This is a genomic window from Hymenobacter psoromatis, assembly GCA_001596155.1.
In the GTDB taxonomy this organism is placed as follows: domain Bacteria; phylum Bacteroidota; class Bacteroidia; order Cytophagales; family Hymenobacteraceae; genus Hymenobacter.
Genome location: CP014771.1, coordinates 1,044,326 through 1,068,563 on the forward strand (window position 1 = coordinate 1,044,326; position 24,238 = coordinate 1,068,563).

Annotated in this window: 18 protein-coding genes; 10 read left to right on the forward strand and 8 right to left on the reverse strand. The window is 62.6% G+C overall.

What is annotated here, in order from left to right; genetic code table 11:
- Positions 1 to 57: 57 nt before the first annotated feature.
- Positions 58 to 957 (forward strand): NAD-dependent dehydratase, encoded by a 900-nt coding sequence (locus A0257_04455; protein AMR26426.1) that lies wholly within the window; start codon positions 58 to 60, stop codon positions 955 to 957.
- Between the two features lie 2 nt (positions 958 to 959).
- Here the strand turns inward: A0257_04455 and A0257_04460 are convergent, their stop codons facing one another.
- The 3 genes from A0257_04460 to A0257_04470 all read right to left on the reverse strand — a co-directional run bounded on the left by A0257_04460 (position 960) and on the right by A0257_04470 (position 3,568).
- Positions 960 to 1,325: a dihydroneopterin aldolase gene (locus A0257_04460; protein AMR26427.1), complete on the reverse strand. Its 366-nt coding sequence runs from the start codon at positions 1,323 to 1,325 to the stop codon at positions 960 to 962.
- Positions 1,326 to 1,487: 162 nt separating this feature from the next.
- The gene (locus tag A0257_04465; GenBank protein ID AMR26428.1) at positions 1,488 to 2,552 is read right to left on the reverse strand and encodes a hypothetical protein; all 1,065 of its coding nucleotides are present in this window, start codon (positions 2,550 to 2,552) and stop codon (positions 1,488 to 1,490) included.
- Positions 2,553 to 2,644: 92 nt separating this feature from the next.
- Positions 2,645 to 3,568 (reverse strand): hypothetical protein, encoded by a 924-nt coding sequence (locus A0257_04470; GenBank protein ID AMR26429.1) that lies wholly within the window; start codon positions 3,566 to 3,568, stop codon positions 2,645 to 2,647.
- A gap of 207 nt (positions 3,569 to 3,775) precedes the next feature.
- Between A0257_04470 and A0257_04475 the strand changes: the two genes are divergently transcribed.
- Together A0257_04475 and A0257_04480 are read left to right on the forward strand one after the other, a co-directional pair.
- Complete coding sequence (locus A0257_04475; protein AMR26430.1) at positions 3,776 to 4,462, forward strand: hypothetical protein; 687 nt, start codon at positions 3,776 to 3,778, stop codon at positions 4,460 to 4,462.
- A gap of 41 nt (positions 4,463 to 4,503) precedes the next feature.
- Entirely contained in the window at positions 4,504 to 5,091 is a 588-nt protein-coding gene (locus A0257_04480; GenBank protein ID AMR26431.1) for a hypothetical protein, read from the forward strand.
- Between the two features lie 90 nt (positions 5,092 to 5,181).
- Here A0257_04480 and A0257_04485 read toward each other — a convergent pair whose 3' ends face one another.
- The 3 genes from A0257_04485 to A0257_04495 form a co-directional block, all read right to left on the reverse strand.
- Positions 5,182 to 6,057 carry a hypothetical protein gene (locus A0257_04485; GenBank protein ID AMR26432.1) on the reverse strand — a complete coding sequence of 292 codons (876 nt, stop codon included), beginning with the start codon at positions 6,055 to 6,057 and terminating at the stop codon, positions 5,182 to 5,184.
- Between the two features lie 618 nt (positions 6,058 to 6,675).
- A complete protein-coding gene (locus A0257_04490) occupies positions 6,676 to 8,856 on the reverse strand; it encodes a hypothetical protein (protein ID AMR26433.1) in 2,181 nt (726 codons plus the stop codon).
- A 13-nt stretch (positions 8,857 to 8,869) separates the two neighbouring features.
- The gene (locus tag A0257_04495; protein ID AMR26434.1) at positions 8,870 to 12,445 is read right to left on the reverse strand and encodes a hypothetical protein; all 3,576 of its coding nucleotides are present in this window, start codon (positions 12,443 to 12,445) and stop codon (positions 8,870 to 8,872) included.
- A gap of 148 nt (positions 12,446 to 12,593) precedes the next feature.
- Between A0257_04495 and A0257_04500 the strand changes: the two genes are divergently transcribed.
- Both A0257_04500 and A0257_04505 read left to right on the forward strand, forming a co-directional pair.
- Positions 12,594 to 13,607 (forward strand): hypothetical protein, encoded by a 1,014-nt coding sequence (locus tag A0257_04500; GenBank protein AMR26435.1) that lies wholly within the window; start codon positions 12,594 to 12,596, stop codon positions 13,605 to 13,607.
- Between the two features lie 324 nt (positions 13,608 to 13,931).
- The gene (locus A0257_04505; protein ID AMR26436.1) at positions 13,932 to 15,890 is read left to right on the forward strand and encodes a hypothetical protein; all 1,959 of its coding nucleotides are present in this window, start codon (positions 13,932 to 13,934) and stop codon (positions 15,888 to 15,890) included.
- Here A0257_04505 and A0257_04510 read toward each other — a convergent pair.
- Together A0257_04510 and A0257_04515 are read right to left on the reverse strand one after the other, a co-directional pair.
- Positions 15,878 to 16,435, reverse strand: a complete 558-nt coding sequence (locus A0257_04510; GenBank protein AMR26437.1) for a hypothetical protein — start codon at positions 16,433 to 16,435, stop codon at positions 15,878 to 15,880. The two genes, A0257_04505 and A0257_04510, sit on opposite strands and share 13 nt — an antisense overlap.
- A gap of 2 nt (positions 16,436 to 16,437) precedes the next feature.
- Positions 16,438 to 16,827, reverse strand: a complete 390-nt coding sequence (locus A0257_04515) for a hypothetical protein (GenBank protein AMR26438.1) — start codon at positions 16,825 to 16,827, stop codon at positions 16,438 to 16,440.
- 48 nt (positions 16,828 to 16,875) lie between these two features.
- On the opposite strand from A0257_04515, the gene A0257_04520 reads away from it, so the two are divergent.
- The 5 genes from A0257_04520 (at position 16,876) to A0257_04540 (ending at position 24,170) form a co-directional block, all read left to right on the forward strand.
- Positions 16,876 to 17,328 (forward strand): hypothetical protein, encoded by a 453-nt coding sequence (locus tag A0257_04520; protein AMR26439.1) that lies wholly within the window; start codon positions 16,876 to 16,878, stop codon positions 17,326 to 17,328.
- A 24-nt stretch (positions 17,329 to 17,352) separates the two neighbouring features.
- Complete coding sequence (locus tag A0257_04525; protein ID AMR26440.1) at positions 17,353 to 18,816, forward strand: hypothetical protein; 1,464 nt, start codon at positions 17,353 to 17,355, stop codon at positions 18,814 to 18,816.
- A gap of 195 nt (positions 18,817 to 19,011) precedes the next feature.
- A complete protein-coding gene (locus A0257_04530; GenBank protein AMR26441.1) occupies positions 19,012 to 19,599 on the forward strand; it encodes a hypothetical protein in 588 nt (195 codons plus the stop codon).
- Positions 19,583 to 23,023, forward strand: a complete 3,441-nt coding sequence (locus tag A0257_04535) for a hypothetical protein (protein AMR26442.1) — start codon at positions 19,583 to 19,585, stop codon at positions 23,021 to 23,023. The genes A0257_04530 and A0257_04535 overlap by 17 nt, the downstream gene beginning before the upstream one ends.
- Complete coding sequence (locus tag A0257_04540) at positions 23,016 to 24,170, forward strand: hypothetical protein (GenBank protein AMR26443.1); 1,155 nt, start codon at positions 23,016 to 23,018, stop codon at positions 24,168 to 24,170. The genes A0257_04535 and A0257_04540 overlap by 8 nt, the downstream gene beginning before the upstream one ends.
- Positions 24,171 to 24,238: the final 68 nt, after the last annotated feature.

Here is a 24,238-nt window from a genome sequence, read left to right on the forward strand (position 1 = left end):
TGCTTTTTCCGCCGTTCGGCCCTTTCGCGCCGGGGTGGGCGGGCGGACCTTTGCGCCATGAAAATTATTGTTACTGGTTCCCTCGGGAACATCAGCCAGCCGCTGGCCACCGAGCTGGTGCGGCAGGGCCACGCCGTCACGGTTTTCAGCAGCAGCCCCGCCCGGCGGGCTGCCATCGAGGCCCTGGGCGCTGCCGCCGCCATCGGTTCGCTAGAGGACGCGGACTTTTTAACCGCCACCTTCGCCGGGGCCGATGCCGTGTACGCGATGGTGCCGCCCAACTTTGCCGCGCCCGATTTGCGGGGCTATTTCCAGCGCATCGGCCGTCACTACGCGCGGGCCATTCGGCAGGCGGGTGTGCCGCGGGTGGTGCAGCTCAGCAGTTGGGGGGCCGACCGCGACCACGGCACCGGCAATATCCTGGGCCCACACGACGTGGAGGAAATTCTGGCGGCGGTGCCCGGCCTGGCACTGACGCACTTGCGCCCTACCACCTTCTATACCAATTACTACGGGTTTCTGGGCATCATAAAAAACGCCGGCTTCCCGGGGGCCAACATCGCGGGCGGCCACCGGGGAGCGCTGGTGCACCCGCGCGATATTGCCGCCGTCGCCGCCGAAGAGTTGACTAACCCCGCTGCCGCGCCCGGCCGCACCGTGCGCTACGTAGCCAGCGACGAGCGGACCTCCGACGAGGTGGCGCACGTGTTGGGGGCTGCCATCGGTCGGCCCGACCTGCATTGGGTGGAATTTTCGGACGAGCAAATGCGCGAAAATCTCCTTCGGAACGGCCTGCCCGCGAGCACCGCCGACGGCGTGGTGGACATCTACATCAGCCTGCGCACCGGCCAGTTGGGCGAAGACTATGAGCGCCACAAGCCCGCTCTGGGCCAGGTGAAGCTGGAAGATTTTGCTCAGGAGTTCGCGGCCGCCTACCAACGCGCCGGCCAGCAGTAGCCCTACCCCACTTTGCGCTTGCGCACCAGCGTCACGCGCGCGCGCTGGCAAATGCCACCCAGCGGCGGGTTGAATTTGGAGACGCTCACCTCGGCCCGGCGCACCTGCCCGAACTCCTGCATCACGCGGTCGAGGATGCGGTGAGCCAGGTGCTCCAGCAGCCGCGCCGGGCGCTGCATTTCTTCGAGCACCACGCGGTAGAGCACCTCGTAGTTCACGGTTTCGGCCAGCTTGTCGGAGGTGCCGGCGGCGTGCAGGTCCGTCTTGAGGTACAGGTCAATACCGTATTTATTGCCGATTTTCTGCTCCTCGTCGTAGTAGCCGTGGAAGGCAAAAAACTCCAGTCCTTCGAGCGCAATTTGTCCCATAGCATTATATCTGAACCACGGATTCCTCCGGATTTTTCGGATGAATCGGATTTTGTGGACGATTTTTTATCGTGCTGGCAAAAGTAAAGGGCTGCCCGTTGGGCAGCCCTTATTACGTCCACAAAATCCGATTAATCCGAAAAATCCGGAGGAATCCGTGGTCTAGATATCATCAAAAAACGACTTCTCCCCTACCGTTTCCGGCTGCGCTGCTGGCTTTGATTCAGCTTCAGTAGTCATGCCGGGGTGGGTCATGGGCTCGGGCTGCTGAATTTCGGGGCGGCTGGGGCCGATGGGCTGAATCTCGGGGCGCGCCGGCTCCACGTAGGGCGCGGGCGGCGACGGCACGGTTTCGGGGCCGGGCTGGTCGATGCGCGGGGCGGGCGCGATGCCGGGGTTTTCGCGCGGGGCCTGCGGGCGCTCGATGTCGGGCGTGGGCGACTGGCCGGGGTCGGGCTGCTGGCCGGGCTTGGGGTTGTAGGCCGCGGGGCTGGCGGCCGCGCCGGGGGTAGGCTGCGCGGCGCGGGCCGCGGGGGCGGGGCCGTTGGGGGCCGCGGGGGGGGTAGGCGCCACGGCGGCGGCCGTGGGGCGGGCAGAATCGGTAGTGACGTGCATGGCGGGGGCGGAGCTAGGTTCGGGCGCCGGCACCTCGGCCGGCCGCTTTACCTGTACGCTCGCCGCCCGCGAAAGGATGGCCGCCGGCGCGTTTTTGGGACGGGCGCGGGCGCGCTCCACTTTTTCCAGCGCATCGGAAGCCAGGTGGTGCAGGTCGCGCACCAGGCTGTCGAGCTGCTGCTCCAGGCGCTGGCACTCCTGGCCCAGGCCGGTGACTTCCGTCTGCATGTCGGCCACGGTCTTTTCGGCCGTTTGGTAGGCTTCCTCCACGATGGCGCGGGCGCGCTGGCGGGCTTCGGCCAGGGTTTGCTCGGCCAGCAGCTGGGCCTCGCGGCGGCGCAGGTCGGCATCGCGCTGGGCCTGCTCCGTGATGGAGTTGCCGGTATCCTCGGCCGTTTTGAGGGTGCGGTAGAGGGAAGACTCCACCTCGCGCATCTTCTGCACGTCCTGCTGGGCGTGCTCCAGCTTGAGGCGCAGCTCACGGTTTTCATCGCCCAGGCGCTCCCACTGCTGCGAAACCATGTTCAGGAAGGCCTGCACCTCGTCCTTGTCCACGCCCCGAAAGGACTTTTCAAACGTTTTCTGCCGAATATCGAGGGCGGTAATTTTCATCTTTTCTGGTTCTTAGTTTCTGGTTCCTGGCTCCTGGTTTCTGGTTCCTGATTTCTATTATATGAGTAAACGAAAAACTAGAAACCAAGAACTTAAAAAGTAACCTGCCACACGGCCAGGCTGCGGTCATCGCTGCACGAAACTAGCCGCTGCTGAGTGCCTGGCCAAACCAGCTTATTCACCGACGTGCCGTGGCCGGCGGCCCGCGCCCGGTCCAGCACGCGCAGCAGCGCCAGGCTGGCAGGGTCCCAGAGCTTGATGCTTTTATCCAAAGAGCAGCTGGCCAGATAGCGCCCATCGGCGCTGAAAGCCAGGTGGTTGATGGCGTACATGTGGGCCACTACGCTGTCGAGGAGGGGGTAGCCCGCTTGGGCGGCGTAGCGGCGCAGGTGGGCATCGCGGCCGGCCGCCAGCAGGTGCCGGCCATCGGGCGAGTAGGCCACGGTAAACACGGAGTTGGTGGCGTCGGTGAGCGTGGTTTTTATGGCCAGCGAGTCGAGGTCCAGCACGTAGGTTTTCCAGTCCGACGCGCCCACGGCCAGCTCGCCCCGGCCCTCGTGCAGGGCCAGGCAGCGCAGGCTTTTATCGCTGAGGCGCAGCAGGTTTTCGAGCCGAAAATCGTCGCCGTGCAGCACGGCCAGCGTGCCATCGCCCAGGGCGCAGTACAGCCGCTGTCGGCTTTCCGAATACACGAGGTCGAAGATGGCGACCGGGGGTAGGGCCGTGGCAAAAGCCAGTTTTTTGGTCTGCAAATCAAGGGCCTGCACGCCCTGAAAGTTGTGCCCCAGCAGCAGCAGGCCGCGCGCCGGCAGCTCGCGCAGCGCGTACACCGAGTTTTCGACCCGCGCCAGCAATTCCCCGTCCGCCTCGGGATGGGCGCTGTCCCAGGCCACCACCATGCCGTCGGCGCTACCCGAAAAAACCTGGTCGGAACCGGCCCGGCCGGCCAGCGCGTACACCGCGTCGGAGTGGCCCGCCAGGGTGCCGAGGCGGGTGGCAGTTGGGCGGTGGAGCATAGTAAAGAAAGTGCGGTAAGCTTTAGCTTGCCGGAAGTAGCGTAGGGTAGGCTTTGCCGGCAGCCACGAAGGTAATACCGACCTTTGCGGCAATGGGCGGCGTAGGGTAAGCTTTAGCTCGCCGGATTTGGTAAAAGCCGCCTTGCGCCCAGCAGGCTAAAGCCTACCCTACCCCTGCCCGGCAAGCTAACGCATCCCGCACATCTCATGCCGCTTCATTCGCTTACGCCCCTGCCCGGCGGGGTCACGCTGGGCCGCTGGCACCTCACCGAAACGCCCGCCGACCTCTGGCTCCAGCTCGCCGATGCCCCCGCCTACGCCCCGCTGCTGCCCGCCCGCGCCGATGGCCCGCGCCAGGCGCAGTGGCTGGCCGGCCGGTTGCTGGTGCAGCGGCTGCTGGCCGCGGCCGGCGCGCCCCCGCTGCGCCTGCGCAACGACGCGGCGGGTCGGCCCTTTCTGGAGGGGGTAGGGCCCGCGCCAGCCGTGTCGCTCTCGCACTCAGGCGAGTGGGTGGCGGCGCTGCTGGCCCCGCCCGGCACGGCCCTGGGCATCGACGTAGAAGTGGTGCGCGACAAGGCGCAGCGCATCGCCCGCAAGTTTCTCAATGAGCGCGAATTAGTCGATTTAGAGGAAATTATCCTACCCCCCCTGCCCGGCATCGAGCCGCGCCAGGAGCTGTTCAGCCTGCTCTGGAGCGCCAAAGAAACGCTCTTTAAGCTGGCCGGCCGGCGCGGCATTCTGTTCCGCGAAAACCTGCTGCTCGACCTGGCCCCCGGCACCTGGCCCATGCCCGGCCCGCTGCCCGCCCGGTTGCAGCTGGCGGGCCACGGTTCCCGGCACCAGGTTTGCTATCTTCGGCCGGCAGCGGGCTACGTGCTCACCTACTGCTACTAGTTTTTACGTAGTATTATCGGCGGGCCACCCGCTTTTTTTCCTTGGTTTTTTTTACCCTTGCCATGTCTTTTCGCAAACTCCCGGCTCTGCTGGCGGCCGCCCTGCTGCTGGCTACCGTCACGGTGGGCATCGCCCGCGCCCAGGGCACGGTAGGCGATTTTACCGTGCAGAAAGCCGGCGGGGGTAGCACCTCGCTCAGCGCCTACAACGGTCACAAGGCCGTGGTAGTGGTGTTTATGAGCCCCGCCTGCGCCTACACCCGCCTCTACCAGGAACGCCTGGCGGCCTTGCAAAGCGCCTACAGCGGCCGGGGCGTGCAGTTTATGTTTGTCAACGTGCCCATCAACCTCGACGCGGCCGAGGGCAGCGGCGGCGGCTCGCTGGCCACCTTCACCGACGATGGCGCGGCCAGCGCGGCCCTCGGCGTGAGCAAAACCACCGAGGCCGTGGTGCTGCAGCCAGCTGGTTCGGGCTTCGCGGTGCGCTACCGCGGTGCCATCGATGACAACCCCCAGATTGCCAGCGGCGTGCAGCAGCACTATCTCCAGCAGGTGCTCGACAACGTGCTGGCCGGCCGGCCCGCCGGCGTAGCCGACAAGCGCGCCGCCGGCTGCCTGATTAAAAGGTAAGTGAGTAGCTGATAAAGGGGATGGGTATAAGAGCGAGATGCTTCATCTGGCGTCCGCCTGTCGAAGCATCTCGCTCGCTTTTAGCACGTGCTAGTCTTCGCCTTCTTCCTCTTCCTTCTGCTCCAGCAAAATGGCTAACAACTGCGCAACCTCTTCGGCCTTAGCGGGTTCCTGGAGCTTTTCGAAGCCCACCTGCAGATTGCGCATGGCGCGGCGCAAGATGTCGAGGTGCGTGCAGGGCTCGTAAAAGCTATCCTGCGAGGTGATGCCGAGCTGGCCGATGTAGTGCTCAATATCGGACTTCGACAGGATAATACCCCGGTTGTAGCAGTTGATATAGAACGGCAGCACGGCCTTGCCTTCGTCGTCCTTCTTCACTAAGTAGGTCAGCACAAACAGGTTGGGCAGGTTCACGCCAAACACCGGGAGGTGGAGCCGCTGGGCCACCAACAGATAGATAACGCAGAGCGAGAGCGGATTACCGCGCTTGGTTTCCAGCACCCGGTGCAACATGGAGTTGGCCGGCGAGTGGAAGTGCTGGGTGTTGGCCGCGAACTTATGGGCGCGGAAAATGACGTGGTTCAGTACCTGCACCTGGTCGGCGGGGTGCATTTCGGGGCGCAGCAGCGTCCAGGCTTCAAAGCGCAGCTGCTCAATGGCGCGGTTAAGCGCCTGAAGGTCAGCGTCGGGGTACTGATACGAGTTCAGCAGCCACATGCCTTCGAGCAGGTCCTGCGCCCCGGCGTCGCGCCACACGCGCAGGCGGTGCTGCAAGCCCTCAAACTGAAGCTCGTGAATCAGGTTTTCGAGGCGGCTTTGCTGCTGCGGGTCCAGGGTTTCCTCCCAGGATTCTTCCAGAAAGGGGATAATAGCCTCGCCCAGGTTCTGAATTTCGCCTTGAATCTGGGGAGCGATTTCCGGGTCATCGAGCAGGGAAATAAGGGCTTTGATTTCAGTCGTAGTCATAAATCGCAGATTTTGCGGATTAAGCAGATTTCGCGGATTTTTAGTTGCGGCGGTCAGCGCGGAGTCGCGCGTCGGCTTTACTACTAAACAGCCGATGCCCAAATCGTTCCCGCTGCTGCGAGGAAGCGGTTTATAGAGGCCCAAAAGTCCTCTGCAAATCTCGCCAAGCCGTTTGCAATCAGCGAAATCTGCTTAATCTGCAAAATCTGCGATTTTAGCGCAGCAAGTTGGTTTTGGTTTAGCTCAGCGGCTCGCTACCCCAGCCATTCCTCAGTGCTTTCCCGGCATAAATACCGGAGCCCTTGGCTTGCGCGGCCTTGAAATAAGGCATCATACCCAGTTCCTCGCGGCTGATGATAGCATCGCCAGTTCTTTGGGAGGCGGGCCAGCAACTAAGCGGCCCACATGGCGTTGGGCTTAGTGATTTGCTGGTACCGCCAGGCGAAGTACAGGGAAATCATACCCCGGCGAGGCGGCGGGGACAGTTTGGATGATGAGGTGGCTACTGGCATAGTGTTCCATTACAGCGGAGATTCTGGCCTGGAAACTAGCTGTTTAGCGCCAAAAAGAGGACGAGTCTATTGACTCGTCCTCTTTTTAATTTCTTATTTCTACCCATTATTTAGCGACCATTTCCTGGTGTAGACGGAGCAAATCGAAGGGGTAGGGCCAGACGGTGAATTGCTTATGCCGCACAAACGTGACCGTGAGCAATGCGCGCAGCGTAGCCAGCTGCGCCGCCGACACGGGGCCATACGGATGAATCTGATAGAGGTGATGGCCGCGGGGCTCGGCCAGCTGGCTGGAGCTGGCCCCGCTCACGAGGTAGCGGTGCCCCTGGGGCGTGGCCCACACGCCGCCCGCGTACACGCCCAGCGCGGCCAGCGACTTGGCCGATGCGCCGGGCTCGGCGGCTTTTATCAGCTTGATAACGGGCCAGTTGGGCAGGGCGATGGCTTCGGTCTGCTCGATTTCCAGCGTGGTGCGGCCCACCAGCACGAAATGGGCCTTGCGCAGCGCCGATTTGGCTTTGTCGTCGGTGGGCTCCAGGGAAGCGTACTTCGGCTGGCGGCTCAGGAAACGCTGCCTAATCTCGCTCCAGGGAGCGAAGCGGGCTTTGAGCAGCTGCTTGCCTTCAAGCGTGTCCAAATCGGCAAACTGCAAGTCGCCTTGCTCGAAATAAAGCAGCCAGTTGTTGGTAATGAAGCCCCAGTCGGCGGGTAAATCGGCCAGCAGGGGTAGGCTGGGGCTGCCATCGGCAGCGGCGGCTTTGCCGGCAATTACCCATTTCAGCCACAGCTCGCTCAGGCACACATCCAGCTTAATGGCCAGAGTTTTTGCTTGGCGGACCTGCCTGGCCAGGTGCAGCCGGGCCTTTTTTTCCGCCTCCGATTCGGGCGGCGCGGGCTCGGTAGCTACTGGTTCCATGATGGTTGGCTCGGTTACGGCTTCATCAGCAACCGGCGGCTGGGCCGGGGGCGAAATTGGCGAGGCATACGCTAGAAAATCCGCGGCTACCGTGTATTCCTCCACCTCGTTCGGGTTGACATTCAGCGACTGCTTGACCACGGCCGGGAGGTTTTGGTAGAGAATCCGGTACGGGTCCTGGTAGCCGGCCAGGGCCAGCAGGGCCAGCTGCCGGTCGGTGGTTTCAAAGGCCGGGCGGTCGGCATCGAGCAGGGCCAGCACCGGGCGGGCAGCGTCCACCTTAGCGGCCGCTACCAGCTCAAACGCCAGCGCGTGCGCCGTTTTACCCTGCCTGAACTGGTGGCCGTTTAGCCACGTCAGGTAGTCATCAATGGGCACGGCAGTTGGGTTGAGGCGGTTGTCAACTACCTGCACCACGGGCAGGCGGTGCAGCGGCAGCGTTTCCGGACTGGGTTTCTGTCGCTGCATGGTTTCTTCGGCCAGCGCCACCCGAAAGCCGTAGCGGCCCAGGAAGCTGCTCAGCCGCTCCTGCACGTGCCGCACCTGGTACGAGCGGCTTTCCTGGTATTGCTGCGGGTGTTTGAGGCTGCCGTTGTGGTGCCAGTCGGCCTGCGTGTGCTTGCCCGGAAAAGTCCGCTGCTGGTACAGCTCCCGCGTAAACGTAGCGACCTGGCTGGGCCGCAGCTGCCGCAAATACGTGTGCCCCTGGCTTTCAAACAGCTCAAAAAAAGCCCCCAAATGGGCGGAGTTGCTGGCCTGGGCCGGCTCAATGCGCTCGAAAGTGTTGGCTTCGACTTTCAGCGTTAGCGTGTAGGTTCCGGGCTGTTCCTCCACCACGGGCTGAATTTCAACGGCTGTTAAAAACTTGCCGCTTGGCTGGCCTTTCACCCGCAGGTAAAACTTGCTTTGGCACACGCGTCGGTCTTTGTCATTAGAGCCATTTTCGTAGAAGCACAAGGCCAACATTAACTTCAGCAGCACGTGCGGCTTCAACTCGTCGGGGCTTATCGACTCGGCAATTATTTCTTCGGGCTGCACTTCCTGGGGCTTTCCAAATGAGTAGAGCCAGGGGCGCGGCACCTCGTCGGCGGGCAGCAGCGTGTAAAGTGCCGCGCACGGCTCATCGAAGGTGAAGAAGTAAAAGGGCTGGTCAAATTTGTTTTTGTAGTCGTTGGTGAAGCGGCTGTAAAACCGGGCATCGGCAAAGCGCCGGAACCGGTTTTGCGTCTCCGACAGCCGGTAGCACCAGATGCTATACTTGCGGAGCAGCGCCGACCAGTCGGCCGGCAGACCAATATGCAGTTGGTTGGTGAGAACCTGTATTTCTTTGGTAGCCAGGCGCTTGGGTTGGGAAGAAACGGAAAGAGACATGCGTAAAAGGGGGTTAGAAGTAAAACTTAATGGCTTTCGTTAGGTCCAGACAAGCCTGCGTGAGCAGGTGCTGGGCGTTGGGCGGGTGGGGTAGCAGCGCCCCGGTGAGCACCACGATGCGGGCCGCCGCCCAGTCGGCCACCGGCTCAAATTGCGCATCGTAGTAGCGCAGGGCGGCCTCGTCTTCTTGAACTAAGTTGATGATGAGCAGGCGGCAGGGCTCGGGCTGGCCGGGGGGTAGGGCTTGGTTCAGGCGCTGCCACTTGCGGGCCATCTTCTCCTTAAAGTGCGGCTCGTTGAGCTTGGGGTGGTAGAGGCGGTCGTCGGGGGGTAGGGCGAACTGGCGCTGGGTGCGGATGCCGTAATTTTTGCAGTCGATGAAGATGGGGCGGTTCTGCACCCGCAGGTCGGCCACCTCAAATACCGCGTCGGGAATGCCGTCGCCGCTGGCCGCGATATCCTCCATTTTCAGCACGGCCACCACGGCCTCTTCGCCAATGGCCGCGGTCAGAATGGCCTGCTGCACGTAGGGCAAAAAGTACGCGCCCGCCTCGTGAAACGCCAGCTCGAAGCCCTGCCGCCGGAAGTGGCTGGCCAGGGGCGAATCGAGAAAGCGCGTGAGCGGCCGGTACACCGCGTTCACGTCCCAGGGCTCAAACTCGGCGCTGCGCACCGCAGGCGGCACCAACTGGTAGTCGCGGTTCATCCAGAGCTGGCCACCCTTGGCGTAGCCGGTTCGGAATACGCCCTGGATGGCTTGCAGCTCCCGGCCGTTCAGGTTGTGTTTCAGCACGTCTTCGCGCAGCTGCTGCCAGCGGGCGCGGGTGTTGGCGGGCTGGCCGGTTTGCTTGAACTGCTCAATATCGAGCAACAGCTGCTGAATGTGCTGGCGGGCGGTTTCGTTGGGGCGGTGCAGGTCCTGCAACTCGTCGTCCAGCGCCTGGCGCTCGGCGGGGGCCGTGCGGGCAATGCCGGCCAGCAGCGTTTGCATATTTTTAGAGGCGTAGCGCTCGTAGTTACGGCACGCGCCGGCCAGCTCGGGCTGGGTCGCAAACCGCTCCAGCGCCCCGTACACCGCATCGTCGAGCCACAGCTCCTGGGCGGGCATGGGCTGCCACACGCGCTCGATGCGCCCCAGCGCCTGCACCACCACGCTTACTTGGTTCAGCACGCCATCGGCCAGGGCCAGGTAGGTAGCATTGAAGCGGTTGAGGTGCCGCACGTGCCCCAGCTCGGCGGTGGCCTGGGCCTCTGATAGCAGCTTGGCATACAGCAGCTTCATCACCCCGTACACGTCACGCTTGATGGCGGCCGGCTCCTGGTCCGCTGCTTCGAGCTGGCGGGTGCCGCTGAAGTAGAAGTAGGGCGCTTCGAGCAGATGCAGGTAGCGAAAGTCGCGCTTGCCAGCCTCGTCCTCCGCCTCGTAGCCGGCCGCCGTCGGGTAGTATTGCAGGTTCACGCCGTTGCCGGCCGAGGGGTAGGTGGTGGCCACCAGCACCGGCCGGCCCTGCCAGAACAGCTCATTGTATTGCCGGGCCAGCGTGGGGTCGGCGCGCTTCGCCTGCCCAAACCGCGCATCGTACAGCACTACGTAGCAGGCCAGGCGCTCGTCGGTGGCCTCGTCGCGGTACCACACCTCGTAGCAGGGCAGCTGCGCCGACGAGCCGGGCAGCGGCGCGGCTCCGTACCAGCCATCTTCGTCGCCGCCCTTTTGCAGCAGCAGCGCCACCTGCCGCACCGAGTTCAGGAATAGCAGATGGGTTTGGTCGGCGGGGAGTTCGCCGGCGGCGCTTTGGCAAGCCAGCCGGGCCAGCAGACCGAAAAAATGCCGTACCCGCCGCAGCCGGTGACCAGTGGGGCCGCTCTCGCCAAAGTTGTCGTGGTTGCGGGCAATGGCCGCCAGCTGCGGGCCGAAAGCCACGTCCATATCCAGCGGCGCGGCCTGGTGCAGGGTAATGGTGTTGCCGCGCGCGGCGGCTTTGGCTGCGTTAGCCCGCTCGATATCCTGCTGGTCCTCCGCAGTAGTATCCAGGGGCTGAAAAGAGCTGGTGGGGTCCGAAGGGTGCGCCAGGCCGGCCCAGTCGAAGTTGCGCAGCACCCGGCCAATGTGCGCCGTAGCCGACAGCCCGAACACGAGGTGCGCCCGGCCCATCTCGCGCATCAGCGCCTCGGGGCTGGTGGGCAGCGAGCGGTAGCTGATGGCTACCTCGTGCGGGTCGGTGAGGCGGCTGCGGTCGGCCTCAATTTCGTACAAGCCAAAGCCATTGGCCAGCAGGTTGCCGTAGTTGGTTTCGTAAAACTCGGTCTGGTGGCTGACCGGCCGAATGCGCTGCACCTCGGCCCGGTAGTCGGTGTTGCCGAAGCATTGGCGCAGCAACTCGGGGTACACATCTTCGTGCTCGGTTTTCAGCCAGCTGAATAGCCGGATAATATCCTTTACGGCCCGGTTCACCACGTCGAGCAGCACGAAGGCTTTTTGGCCGTTTTTGCTGGTTGTCAGCTCAAAGGTATTCGGGCGGCTGGGGGTGCGGCTCAGGTACACGGGCTGCTGCACCAGCGAGTAGTTCGACTGGAAAATTGCCTTGCCCCGCAGCTCTTTGTCCTCACTCACGAAGTGCGTGATATTGGGGAAATCAATGTCGTGCTTCTCCCTCAGCACTTCAATCTGAGCGCAGATTTTCGCCAGCCGGTCGCGGATGGGCTGCCAGCGGGCCTCGCAGGCCAGGTAGCCGCTGTAGGCCAGCTTTTGTTCGCTGATGCGCCGGTAAAACGTCTGCACCAGGCCGAAGGGGTCGCGCACCTCGCGGTCGTCGGCCAGCATGGTCAGCAGGTCGTTTTCCAGAAAATCGAATTCATCGAACACGAACACGTAGCGGCCCGTGGCCGGAGCCGCCCACTGGCCCAGCCGCTGGGTCTTTTCGCCATCAAACACCCCGTGGAAAGCCTTCTGCACCGTCAGCAGCAGCAGCCGGCAGGCGGGCGTTTCCCGAAAGTGCAGGTAGGGAAACAGCGCCCGCCACAGCGGCAGCTCTGCCAGCGTGCGGGCTTCCTGCTGGGTGGTCCTTTGCCCCTCGGCCGGGGTAGCGGTGGCGGCCAGCCGGGCCAGGGTCAGCAAGCCCTTGAGGGGCCGCAGCAGCTCGCGGGCCAGCTCGGCCACGTCAAACAGCCCCGCCAGCGCGGCCTCCTCCATTGCCTGCACCCGCGCTAGCCGGGTGGCCCGGCCCCGCAGTCGTTCCAGGGTGGTGGCGGTGAGCGGGTTGCGTTGGTTGTAGTCGGCGAGCAGGGCGGGGGCGGCCGGGTGGTCGAGCAGGCTGGCCAGCAGCCCTTGCGCCAGGGCTTCGCGCAGCTGGTCGGCATCGCGCTTTTGCTGCACGTGCAGGCCCTGGTCTTCGACCTGGGCGGCCATCTCGTCCAGCAGTTGAATGCGGTTAGCGACGTAGATGAACTTGGTATCGGCCGGGAAGTCGCCGGAGCGGAGCAGCGCGGCCAGGCTACTGGTTTTGCCCAGGCCGGTGCCGCCCAGCACCAGCTTCAGGCCCGTATCGTGGGCCAGCAGAGTGCGGCAGTAATAATCAGTGTAAGAACTCATTAGCGAAAATAAGGTGAGTAGACCAGCAGAAAAGCACGGGGTAGCCACTGCTGGTCTCCGGCGTTTTTTCCATCTTGTGTTCGCAAACCTCCCCCACCCCAGTCCAGCCTATCAAAACTGGTAATCTGACTCGAAAATATTTTTCCTGATGCCCGTTACTAAGTTGGCATACCTCCGCTACCAGACCATCGACCACTGCCTGAGAAACCGCCAGCGCATCTGGCAGGAAGCAGACTTGTTGCAAGCTCTTTCGCACGCGCACCGCGAGCACACCGGCTCGGACAAGGGCATTAGTCGCAGCACGCTTTTCACGGATTTGAAGGCTATGAAGCCGGGCGGGGCCACGGGCTTCGAAGCACCTATCGCGCACACCAAAGACAAAGGCTACCATTACACGCGGCCAGGTTATTCCATTTCCCAGTCGCCCGTTTCCGCCCCCGATGTAGTGGTGTTGCACCAGGCATTGCTGGCCCTGCGGGCCATTCGGGGCGTGGGGCTGGCCACGGCGCTGGACGACATTATTCGGCGGGTGGAAAGCCGGCTAGCCCTGACGGGCAGCACCAGCCCAATACCCACCGCCCTGCAATTCGAGGCCGCTCCCGACTACACGGGCACGCAGTGGCTACAGCCGCTCTACGAAGCCATTCAGCAGCGGCAGCCCCTGCGGCTGGCTTATCGGTCTTACCGGGCAGCGGAGGCCTCCCTGCATATCGTGCATCCGCACCTGCTGAAGGCGTATCTGCACCGCTGGTTTCTGGTGGGGCACTCGCCTACGGAGGCTGGCCCGCGGGTTTTCGCCCTCGACCGCATTACTGGCAGTGCGCCTACCCCCCTACCCTACGTGCCGGCGGCCGTGGATTTTGAAACCTATTTTCAGCACGTCATCGGCCCCACAGTGCCGCTTGGCGAAGTGCCGACTACCGTGCATCTGCGCTTTTCGGGGGGCCGCGCGCCCTACGTGCACACCAAGCCGCTGCACCGCAGCCAGTGCCTGGTGGCCGGCACGGCGGGCCTGGAACTGACGCTGCATGTCATTCCCAACCCGGAGCTGGTCACGCAGCTGCTCAGCTTTGGGGCTGATGTGGAGGTGCTGGCTCCCGCCAAGCTACGGGCTACTATGCAGAAGCGGCTAGGGGCTGCTTTGGCCCGCTACGGTAGCTAAAGCTGACACTTAGGCGGCGGCCGGTTTAGTTTAGGGTTTCAAAACAGCATCCCAGCGCTTCGGGAGTCTGTTTTCTTTTTTCCATCTATTCGCATCCTGCTGTGAGTCAATCCTTACCAATTTCTTCTGTATCACCCGCTTTTCAAAACCCTAATGCGGAGCTTGCCGCTGAGATAGCACGGGCCTTTCAGCAGGCGGGCCTCATCAATGCCGACGACCAAGCCCTTTGTGAGCAGATGCTGAATGGCACGGTCCCGGCCAATGCCAACGCCTGGCAGCAGTTGCTGGAAATTCTGCCCTACCCCCCTACTTCTACTCAGCCCGATGCCCTCTAGAATTGCGCAGCTAAAGCTGGCCAACTACCGGGGGGCATCTCAGCCCCTCACAGTCGCGTTCGACCAGCACAAAACCATCATCCTGATTTTTGGTGAAAATGGCACGGGTAAAAGCACCTTGGTTGATGCCATCGACGCGGTAGCAAACGAATCGCTGGGCTCCATCGCGGGGCGGGGGGCGGGGCAGGGGGTTCACCAGTATCTACGGTCTTTAGTGGCGGCGGGTCAGCCAGAGGTTGAGCTTGTTACCAAGGCCGGCCATAGCTGGCGGGCTACCCTCAAAGGCCGCCATATATTCGTGCAGGCCATTGGCAGCCACGGCTTGGCCCGGTCGCCGGTGCATGTGCTGCGCCGCGGCAAGCTGCTAAAACTGTTGGAAGACCGACCGGCCGACCGCTACGCCGCCATGAAGCACTTCCTGGACGTGGCCGCCGTGGAAGCCAGCGAAGCCGTTTTGCGCGCCAGTTATGCCGTTTTAGAAACTGATTATAAACAGCAGGAAACCACGCGCAAAAGCGATGAAATCTTATTGCGCGAAGAGTGGGAGCGCCATAAACTGCCGCACGAAACGGCTACTACCCCCCTGGAATGGGCGCAGGCCCGGCTACGGGTGAATATAGATACTTTACGCAAGAATGCCGCGCAGCTGGGAGCCATCCGGCAACTGCTCCTGAACCTGGCCACCACGACCGACCACACCCTGGCCCGCGGTAAAGAACGGCAGGCGGCCCAGGATGCTTACCAACAAACGCAGATTCAGCTCGCGGCCCTACCCCCCACTACGCAGCCGGCCGCGCTGGTGGCTGTGTTGCGCGATACTCTGCACTACTTGCAGCAACCGGGCAGCCACTCCGCTACCTGCCCGGTTTGCGCCGCTGCTACCGACGAATCTCAGTTGCGCACGCACCTCACCGAGCGCCTGCAAGCCCTGCAAACTACGGCTACCGTGGTAGATGCGGACCTGAACGCTGCCCAGGCGCTCCGGGTAGCCAATGACCGCTTGCAGCAGGCCAGCCGCAGCCTCACCAACCAGCTTGACCAGCTGGCTACTTTGCTGGCAATACGTACTCCTACCGCCCTGGCCACCTGCGCGCCAGCGTGGGCCACTTACCACGCGGCGGCCCCAACCGCCACGAAGCCGAACCTGAAGACGCGGGCCGCTTATAAATTAGCCTGCCAGCTACAAACCCAGCTAGGTGACCTGGAGGCTGAAAGCCAGGCACTGACCACGCAAGTCGGGTTATTCGATTCATTGAAAAGCCGAATTGCCAACTCGGAGCATATTTCGCGCAAGCTGTCCGGGACCGATGCCAGCCGCCGCCGTCTCAAGCAGGCTTTGGACATCGTAACCGAGCAACGCAAACAGTTTACCCAGCGCGTGCTCAACTCCATCACGGCGGAGGTTAATCGGCTTTACGCAGCCATTCATCCCGCTGAAAATATCGGGCTCGACCGGCTCGAAATGGACCCCAATCGCCGGGCTTCGCTTACGCAACGGGTTAATTTCGTGGGCCATAGCGCCGACGTGCCCCCGCAAGCCTATTTCAGCGAGTCGCACCTCGATACGCTGGGCTTTTGTATGTGGCTGGCACTGGCCAAGCTCAGCGGGGCGCAGGAAGCCATTTTGGTGCTGGATGACGTATTTACCTCCGTTGATTTGGAGCACTTTCACCGCATTAGTGACTTGCTCGATGCCGAAGCGCCCTACTTCAAGCAGGTCATCATCGCCACCCACAGCCGCCGCTGGTATGACCGCTACCAACGGCACCGCGACAACGTGCAACTACTGCGCCTGGAGCGTTGGTCGCTCGCGCAGGGCATTCGGGTATTCAGCGAAAAAACCTTTGTGGCCGAGCTGGAAACTTCTTTGGCCCAGGTGCCCCTCAACCGGCGCGATGTAGCCACGCAGGCGGGCATATTAGAGCGGTTTCCAAATCACTGTACATGATAGCCACAATGGTCAAACCAGTTTTTGGCATCCTGTTCGGTTACCCACTCGGCGGCGGCCCGGATAGCTTCCTCCAGCAGGTCGCGGGTGCGGGCCTGGGCGGTGCGCAGCCACGTCTTGAGTTTGCTAAAAGCTAGTTCAATGGGGTTAAAGTCCGGCGAATAAGGCGGCAGGTAGCGTAGCCGCGCCCCGTAGCTTTTCACGATTTCATCCAAGCCTTCCACCTTATGCACCGACAAATTATCGAGCACCACCACGTCGCCCGGCCGCAGGCTGGGGCCGAGCACCTGGTCGAGGTAGGCGGCAAACACGTCGCCGTTAACGGCCCCGTTGACGCTGAGCAACGCCCCGAGCCCGTCCGGGGTCAGGGCGGCGAGGAGTGTCACGTTCGGGCCGTTGTGCAACGGCACAGCTTGGTCCAGGCGCTGGCCGGCCGGGGCCCGGCCGTAGCGGCGGCAATAAGTAAGGTTGGTGCTCGTCTCGTCCACGAACACGAAACGGGTAACATCCTCTTGCTGAATATCTTCCAAAAATAAGCGACGCAAGGCTACGACGCGTTCGGTGTCGCGCTCGGCAGCGTGGATGCTTTTTTTTTGCGGCCCCAGCCTAGGCTTTCCACTGCCCGCCATGTGCTCGTACGGCTCAGGACGGGGCCGTTGGCGGCGAGCAGGGCGGTGCCCAGTTCGGCCAGTGTCGCGTCGGGCTGCGCCACCAGGCAGGCCTGCAATAGGTCCCGGCCCGTCGGGTCCAGGCGCGGTGCCGCGCCGCCGCTCGCGGGCAGGGCCGCCAGTGAACCGCTCGTGCGCTGGCGGCGCAAAAGCTTGTCCACGAAGGAGATGGAAACGCTGAATTGCGCCGCCACTTGATAAATTCGGGCCTGCGGCACGGCACACGCCGCCGCTACCCGTTCTCGCAAATCAATCGAATACGCTTTCATGCACAAAAGGTACGTGAGATTCTGTACACTGACTTGGAAACCGCTCTATTGGAGGAACTACTGCAATCAATTGCTGCCCTGTACCGATGCCTCATGCCGCTGTACGAGACCCCAAAGTTTGTACTTCATGAATTACTAAGCGGCACCACTAAAGTGCTGAAAATAGCAAAAGTGAAGCGCTTGAAACTGGTGCCAACCGGGCTGCCACTCCTCGACCCCAATAGCGTGGATGCGTGGGAAACCATTGAGATTTGGCCCTTATTTGCAGCGGTGAGCCGCCACAGTACCAACCCCCGCAATGCCGGAGTTCACTATAGCCAGCCAGGGCTGGAATTAGCAGATGAGGAAATGGAGGCTTTCGCCACTGCGGCCTTGGCACTGGCGAAAGCCCTGACCTGCCCGATATGCTTCGAGCTTCCCCGCAAAATAGTAGCTGGCAGCTACTTAGGGTGCAACTGCCGAGTGAATAAAATGCAGTTGCTTCCTATTCAACGGCCTTAAGTGAGCTACCCAATAACTTTCCCCATGTCCTACCCACTCTACCGCAGCCTCTTCAGCGCCGACCGCGCCCCGGCAGCGGTGCGGGTGCTGCGCAGCCACGAGGCGGCGCTGGTGCTGTGCTTTTTGCAGGAGAATTTTAAGGCGGGCAGCTACGCGCCGGTGCGGGCCAACGACTGGCTGGCCGGGCAGCTGGCCGACTTTCTGGAAACCTGGGACGTGCGCGGGGACGACGACGCGGGCGACCTGCCGACGCTGGGCCTCTCGTGGGCTGAGCGGGCGGCCCGGCTGCTGCGCGACTGGGTGCGCAAGGGCTACCTCACGCTCTACACTGATGAGCAAGGCGCTGACCAGCACACTCTTACACCCGAGCTAGAGAGTGTGCTCGATTGGGTGCAGTCGCTGCTGAACAAGCCCACGTTCGTGGGTACCGAGTCGCGGTTTCTGGATATTTTGCAGAAGCTGCGCGAGCTGGTGCAAAACTCGGCCGACGACTGGCAGGCCCGGCTGGCCGAGCTGGAAAAGCAACGCAGCGCCCTCGACGCGCAGATTCGGGAGCTGAAGCTGACCAAAACCGTGCGCACCTACGAGAACTACGAAATCGCGGAGCGCTACCAAACGGTGAGCGGCGTGGCGCGGGGCCTGCTGCGCGATTTTCGGGAGGTGGAGGGCAATTTTCGGGACATTACCCAGCGCATCTACCAGCAGCAGGCGGCGGCCGGCCACACCAAAGGCGGCCTGCTGGGCCTGGCCCTCGATGCCCTCGACGAGCTGCGCCTCACGGCCCAGGGCCGCAGCTTTGAGGCATTTTACCGGCACCTGAACGACCCCCGGCAGCGCGCCGAGCTGGATGCGCTGGTGCGCCAGGTGTTTGAGCTACTGACCGACCGGGGCCTGGCAGCCGGCGACGAGTTTCTGCGCAAAATCCGCCCGTACCTGCTCGGCGAGGGGCGCAAGGTGAATGACTCGTTTTATGCCCTGGCCCGCAAGCTGGAAAAGATACTTTCGGAGAAAAACCTGCGCGACCGGCGCAAGTCGCTGGCGCTCATCCACGACATTCGGGCGCTGGCCTTCGCCGTGATGGACAGCCCACCCACCGACCCGGCTTTTCTGGAGCTGGAGGGCCGCGCCGATTACCTCGCCACCGAAAGCACGGTGGCCCTCAAGGAGCGCGAAAGCGCCATTGTGCCCCGCGTGCTGGCCGTGGCCCGGCCCGAAGAGCCCGAGCTGGCGGCCCTGGTAAGCCCCCGCGTGGTGGACAAGGCCCGCCTCGCCGCCAACATCAGCGCCCTATTGCGCGACCAGAGCCAGGTAACGCTGCGGCAGGTGGTGGCCGCCCACGCCCTACGCCACGGCGTGCCCGAGCTGATGGCCTACGGCAGCATCGCGGCCAATTCGCCCAAGCACCTCATCAACCAGCAGCAAAAGGATATTTTTGACCTCGGCGACGGGCGCTGGTGCAAATTTCCCGAGGTTATTTTTTGCCGATAAGGCGTAAGAATAATCAGCTAAAATCTTCATTACCTAAGACTTAAGCAAATCGTCTGTCATTGCGAGCGCAGCGCGGCAATCGCCCCAGAACGAAATCGTTCGGGTGTCGTTCCGGGGCGATTGCCGCGCTGCGCTCGCAATGACGGACGATTTGCTTAAATCATATACTATCACCCTACCAAAATCCCTACCCCCTTGCCCGCTCCCTACGCCTCCGTCATTATTAAGCTGCTGCAAAGCCACGCTCTTTACGACACCGACGACCGCGCGCACTGGCAGCAGCTGGAGACGCACGAGACGGCCGTGCGGGCGCACTTTGCGCAGTTGGGGGTGGTGCTCGACCTGAACCGGGCCGATGGCTACGCCCGCCTCACCCAGCCCGAACCGGCCGACGACGACCCCGCCCCGCCCCTGCGTCTGCTGCGCCGAGTGCCACTCAGCTACGAGCAGGCGTTGCTGGGCGTGGTGCTGCGCGAATGGCTGGAAGAGCACGAAAGCAGCGCCCACGCCGCCAGCCCGCGCCTCTACGCTACCCGCGAGCAGCTGCGCGAGCGGGTGGAGCTGTTTTTTCGGCAGCAACCTAATCAAAAGGCTTTTTTGAGTAAGCTGGACACTATTATTGAGCGCCTGACGGAGCACGGCTTCCTGAAAATAACGCACAAGGACGACCTTCATCCCGACCAGACGCGCTACGAGGTGAAGCCGCTGCTGAAGGCTAAAATCAGCCTCGAAAAACTGAGCGAATTTTTAGAAAAACTACGAAACCATGCCGAGTCTGTTTGAGGCGGTGGCCGGGCCGGCGGGCTACCGGCTCAAGCTGCTGGAGGTGTTCAACTGGGGCACGTTTCACGAGGGCGACGGTGGCCAGGACATCTGGCGGCTGGTGCCCGATGGGCAGAATACGCTGCTGACGGGTAGCAACGGCTCGGGCAAAACCACCCTCGTGGATGGCCTGCTGGCGCTGCTGGTAAACCCCACGAAGCGGTTTTTCAACCAGTCGTCGGGGGCCGAAAGCCGGAGCGGCCGCAGCGAAGAATCTTACGTGGAGGGCCACTACGGCCGCACCCAGGACGAGGAAAAGCAGAACACCAAGCCCGAAAAGCTGCGGCCCAACCAGCGGCAGACCTACTCCATCCTGCTCGGCGTGTTCACCAATCCGCACAGCTTGCCTATCACGCTGGTGCAGGTGCGGTGGTTTGGCACAGGCGGGATGCAGCGCAAGTTTTTGGTGGCCAAAGCCGAACTGAACATTGCCGACCACATTCCCTTTGGCACTAACACGCCCTGGGTGAACGGGTTGAAGAAGCGGTTCGCGCCGGGCGTGGTGGAGGACTTTCCCACGTTCGCGCCCTACGCGGCGGCGTTTCGGCGGCTGTTTGGCATGAAGGAAAAGGCCCTGACGCTGTTCAACCAGACGGTAGGCATGAAGGTAATCGGCAACCTGGACGATTTTATTCGGACCAATATGCTGGAGGAAAGCACCGCCGAAGCCGAATTCAGCAAGCTGATGGGCAACTACCAGACCCTGCTCGTGTCGTACCGGGCGCTGGAAAAAGCCAAAACTCAGCTCGCGCTGCTGCGCCCGGTGCATGAGCGCAACCACGAATACGAGGACTTGCAACAGCGGCTGCGCCAGACGCAGGAGGATAAACGGCGGCTGGAACCGTGGTTTGCCCAGCAGCAAATTCGCCTCTGGACGGCCGAAACCGCCCGCCTCGACCGGGAGCTGGACCGCCTCGGCGGGCTGCTGGCCCAGCAGGAAGCCGACCTGGAAACCGCCGATGAGCAGCGCGTTCGGCTGGCCGGGCAGCTTGACAACGACCAGATTGGCCGCGAAATAAAGGAGCTGGAGCGCCAGATTCGCGAGCTGGAAAAGAGCAAAAGCACCAAAGAGCAAGCCCTGAACAGCTACAACCGCCTGGCCCGGCAGCTGGAGCTGGTGGCCGACCCCGACGCGGGCCTATTCGAGGCCAACATTGCCCAGGCCGGGGCGGCCCGCCAGGCCACGCAGGCGCTTCAGCAGCAGCTCGCGGAGCAGAAATACGCCGCCCGCACGGCCCGCGACGCGCAAAAAGCTGATTTTGAGCGGCTGGAAGCCGACGTGACGCAGCTGCAAAAAAGCACGGGTAAGGTAACGGGCCGGGTAGCCGATATCCGGCAGGAAATCCTGGACGCGGTGGAGGCCAGTCCGGTCGATATTCCGTTCGTGGCCGAAATCATGCAGGTGAAAGCCGAGGAAAAAGCCGTGTGGAACGAGGCGATTGAAAAGCTGCTGCACAGCTTCGGGCGCGACCTGCTGGTGCCGGAGCACCTGTACGCGGCGGTGCGGGCGCACGTGCATCACGAGCGCGACCTGCGTGGCAAAGTCGTGTTTCATCGGGTGGATAACAAAACGCCCCGGCCCATTTTCCCGGATGCGCGGACGGTGGTGGCTAAGCTCGATTTCAACCCCAAAAGCCCGTTTGCGGCCTGGGCAGAAAACGCCGTGGCGGCGCGGTTCGGCTACGTCTGCACCGAGGATTTCACTACGTTCGAGCGGGCGGAAAAGGCAGTGCTGCCGTCGGGCCTTATTCGCAACAAAAACCGGCACGAGCGCGACGACTCGGCCGCCCACCGCCACATTCTGGGCTGGGACAACCGCGAATTATTGCGCGAATACCAGCGTCGGGGCCGCGAGTTGAGCACGGCTATCAGCCAGGCGGAAAGTAATTTGCGGCGAATAGACAAAGAACTGGAACGCGCGGCGAAACGCGAAAAGGACCAGGATGCTTTCCTGCTTTTCAACCAGTTTCCGAAGCTGGACTGGCAGGCCGACGCGCACCACGTTACGCAGCTGACGCGGCAAAAAGAGGCGCTGGAACACGAAAACGCTTCCCTCAAAACGCTGAAAGAGCAGCTGGCCGCGCTCCGGCAAGACATTGATAAACTGAGTAGAGACCGGGAGCAGACCCGCGACGAGTTCAAGGACGCGGAGAAGAGCCTCCAGGCCCTGGCGGCGGAGCAACGGGAACAGCAGCACCTGCTCGAAACCTTCGACGCGGCTGACCTGGCACCGCCCGCCGCCGGCCTGGCCGCGCTGACGGAGCCCGTGCGCGAGGCGCTGACGTATGGGCAGTTTTTCGTACAAAAGGAGCAGCTGGAACGCATGGTAACGCAGCAGTTGGCCGCCCTGCACCACGACAAGGAAACGCAGAAAAAAGCCATTCGGGAGGCCATGCGGGGCTTTTTGCTGCCGGGCGAGGAGGTGCTGCGCAAGTTTGCGGACTGGCACAGCGACACCCGCGAGCTACGCAATGAAATGGACCAACTGGCCGAATACCTGGACCGCTATGCGCAAATCCGCAACGAGCAACTGGCGGAGCTGGAAACCCGCTTCCGCGATGAGTTCAACCGGGGCGTGACCAAGGCGCTGACCGACTACTGCCAGTCGCTGGAGACGCAGCACGAGGCCATTTGCGACACGATAGACGAGATAAACCAGTCGCTGCGCGACATTGATTTTAACCTCAACCCGGATACCTATATCGAGCTGGTCCGCACCGACTCGCGCACGCCCAGCATCCGCGCCTTCCGCGAGGAGCAGCTCAAAAGCTGGGTGCCCGACCTGACGCTACTGGATTTTGCCGCCGACCCCAAGGAGGCGCAGCTGGCGCATTTCGTGGCGCACATTCAGCCCTTCATCACCGAGCTGCAAGCCAGGGAAAACGAGAAATGGCGGCAGCAGGTAGCCGACGTGCGCAACTGGTCCACCTTCAAGGCCCGCGAGTATTACCGGGCCGACAAAAGCCTGAAAAGCGTGTACGAAAGCTCGGGCAGCCTCTCGGGCGGCGAGGGCGCGCAGCTGGCCTACACGGTGCTGGGCGCGGCCATCGCGCACCAGTTTGGCATTGGGCGGCGCGCGGCGCAGGTGGCCCGCTCGTTCCGTTTTATCGTTATTGATGAGGCTTTTAGCAAGCTTGATGAGGACAAGTCGAAGTACCTGCTCAACCTCTGCCGCAGCCTGGGCTTGCAGCTAATGGTGGTGACGCCGCTTACTTCCCTACCCCTGCTGGAGAAGGATGTCGAAGTCATTCACTGGGTAACCAAGGGCAAGCCCGACACCCGCAAGTCGGTGGTCGTGGACGTGCCCATTGGGCGCTACGCGGAGCGGAAAGAAGCCTTGCTGGCCGAATCGGAAGCCGAAGAAGCCGCCGCCGCCCATGATTAGCCTGCCCGAGCTGCGCGCCAAAGCCCTGCGCCGCTACCCCCGCGTGCTGCGGGCGCACCTGGCTGGCGAAGTCCTTTTCCCGCTGCTCATCCCAACCGACAAAACCCTGGACCGCGGCCAGGGCCACGAACACATTCATGCCCAGCAAAGGGAGCTGCTAGCCCACGCGAAAAACCGCACGGGCCACGGGTACTGGCTCACTACCAGGCTAAACCGCAAAACCGGCCAGAGTGAAATCAAGCGCGTTGAGTTTGAAACCCTAACTGACTACCTATCCTTTATGGATAAAACGGCCGAGTTCGCGGTTTTTGAAAGCAACGCGGCCCTAACGGCGGCTACCGTGCCCACGCTGCTCCCGCTACCCGCCCTACCCCCCCTGCTGCTCGACTACGCCGCCGCATGGCCCGATTTGCTGCTGGTGTGCCAGTATTTTCAGCAGCACCCGCAGCCCAATCAATACGTGCGCAACTTGCCGCTGGCGCTGCCTACCAAGTTCATTGAGCGGCACCAATCGGCCTTGCGCCCGCTGCTGGACGCGCTGATTCCCGCACCACTTCGAGCCGACGAAAGCGATTTTTTCCGGCGCTTTCACCTGCTGCTGGAGGAGCCCGGCATCAAGCTGCGCTTCCTGGATGCGGCGCAGCGGCTGCACCCGGCCGTATCGCAGTGCAGCCTGTGGGTCAGCGAGTTTCGGCAGCTAAACCTAGCCAGCCAGCGAATATTTATCGTCGAAAACCTGACGACTTTCCTGTCCTTTCCGCCCGTGCCGGAGGCAGTTGCTATCTGGGGCGGCGGCTTCGCGGTGAGCCTGCTGGCCGGGGCCGACTGGCTGGCAACCAAGCAGTTGTTTTACTGGGGCGACATCGACGTACACGGCTTCCAGATTCTGGCCCGGATTCGGACGCACTACCCGGCCATTCGCTCCTTATTGATGGATGAAGCCACCTTTGCCGCGCATCACCGGGGCGAGCAGGGCGACCAGTTTCAGGCGGCCGCCCTACCCCAGCTCACGGCGGCCGAGCAGCCGCTCTATGATTCTTTGCTGCGCACCAACGCGCGCCTGGAACAGGAAAAACTGCCCCTGGCTTACGTAATGGCGGCCATCGCGCAAGCCACCGGCCACCCTACCCGGCGCGGCGCACCTTAACTTGCGGTGGCCAGCATTTCGTTTGTTTTTATGCCTAACGACCCCGCCGCCGACTCCATTATTGACGT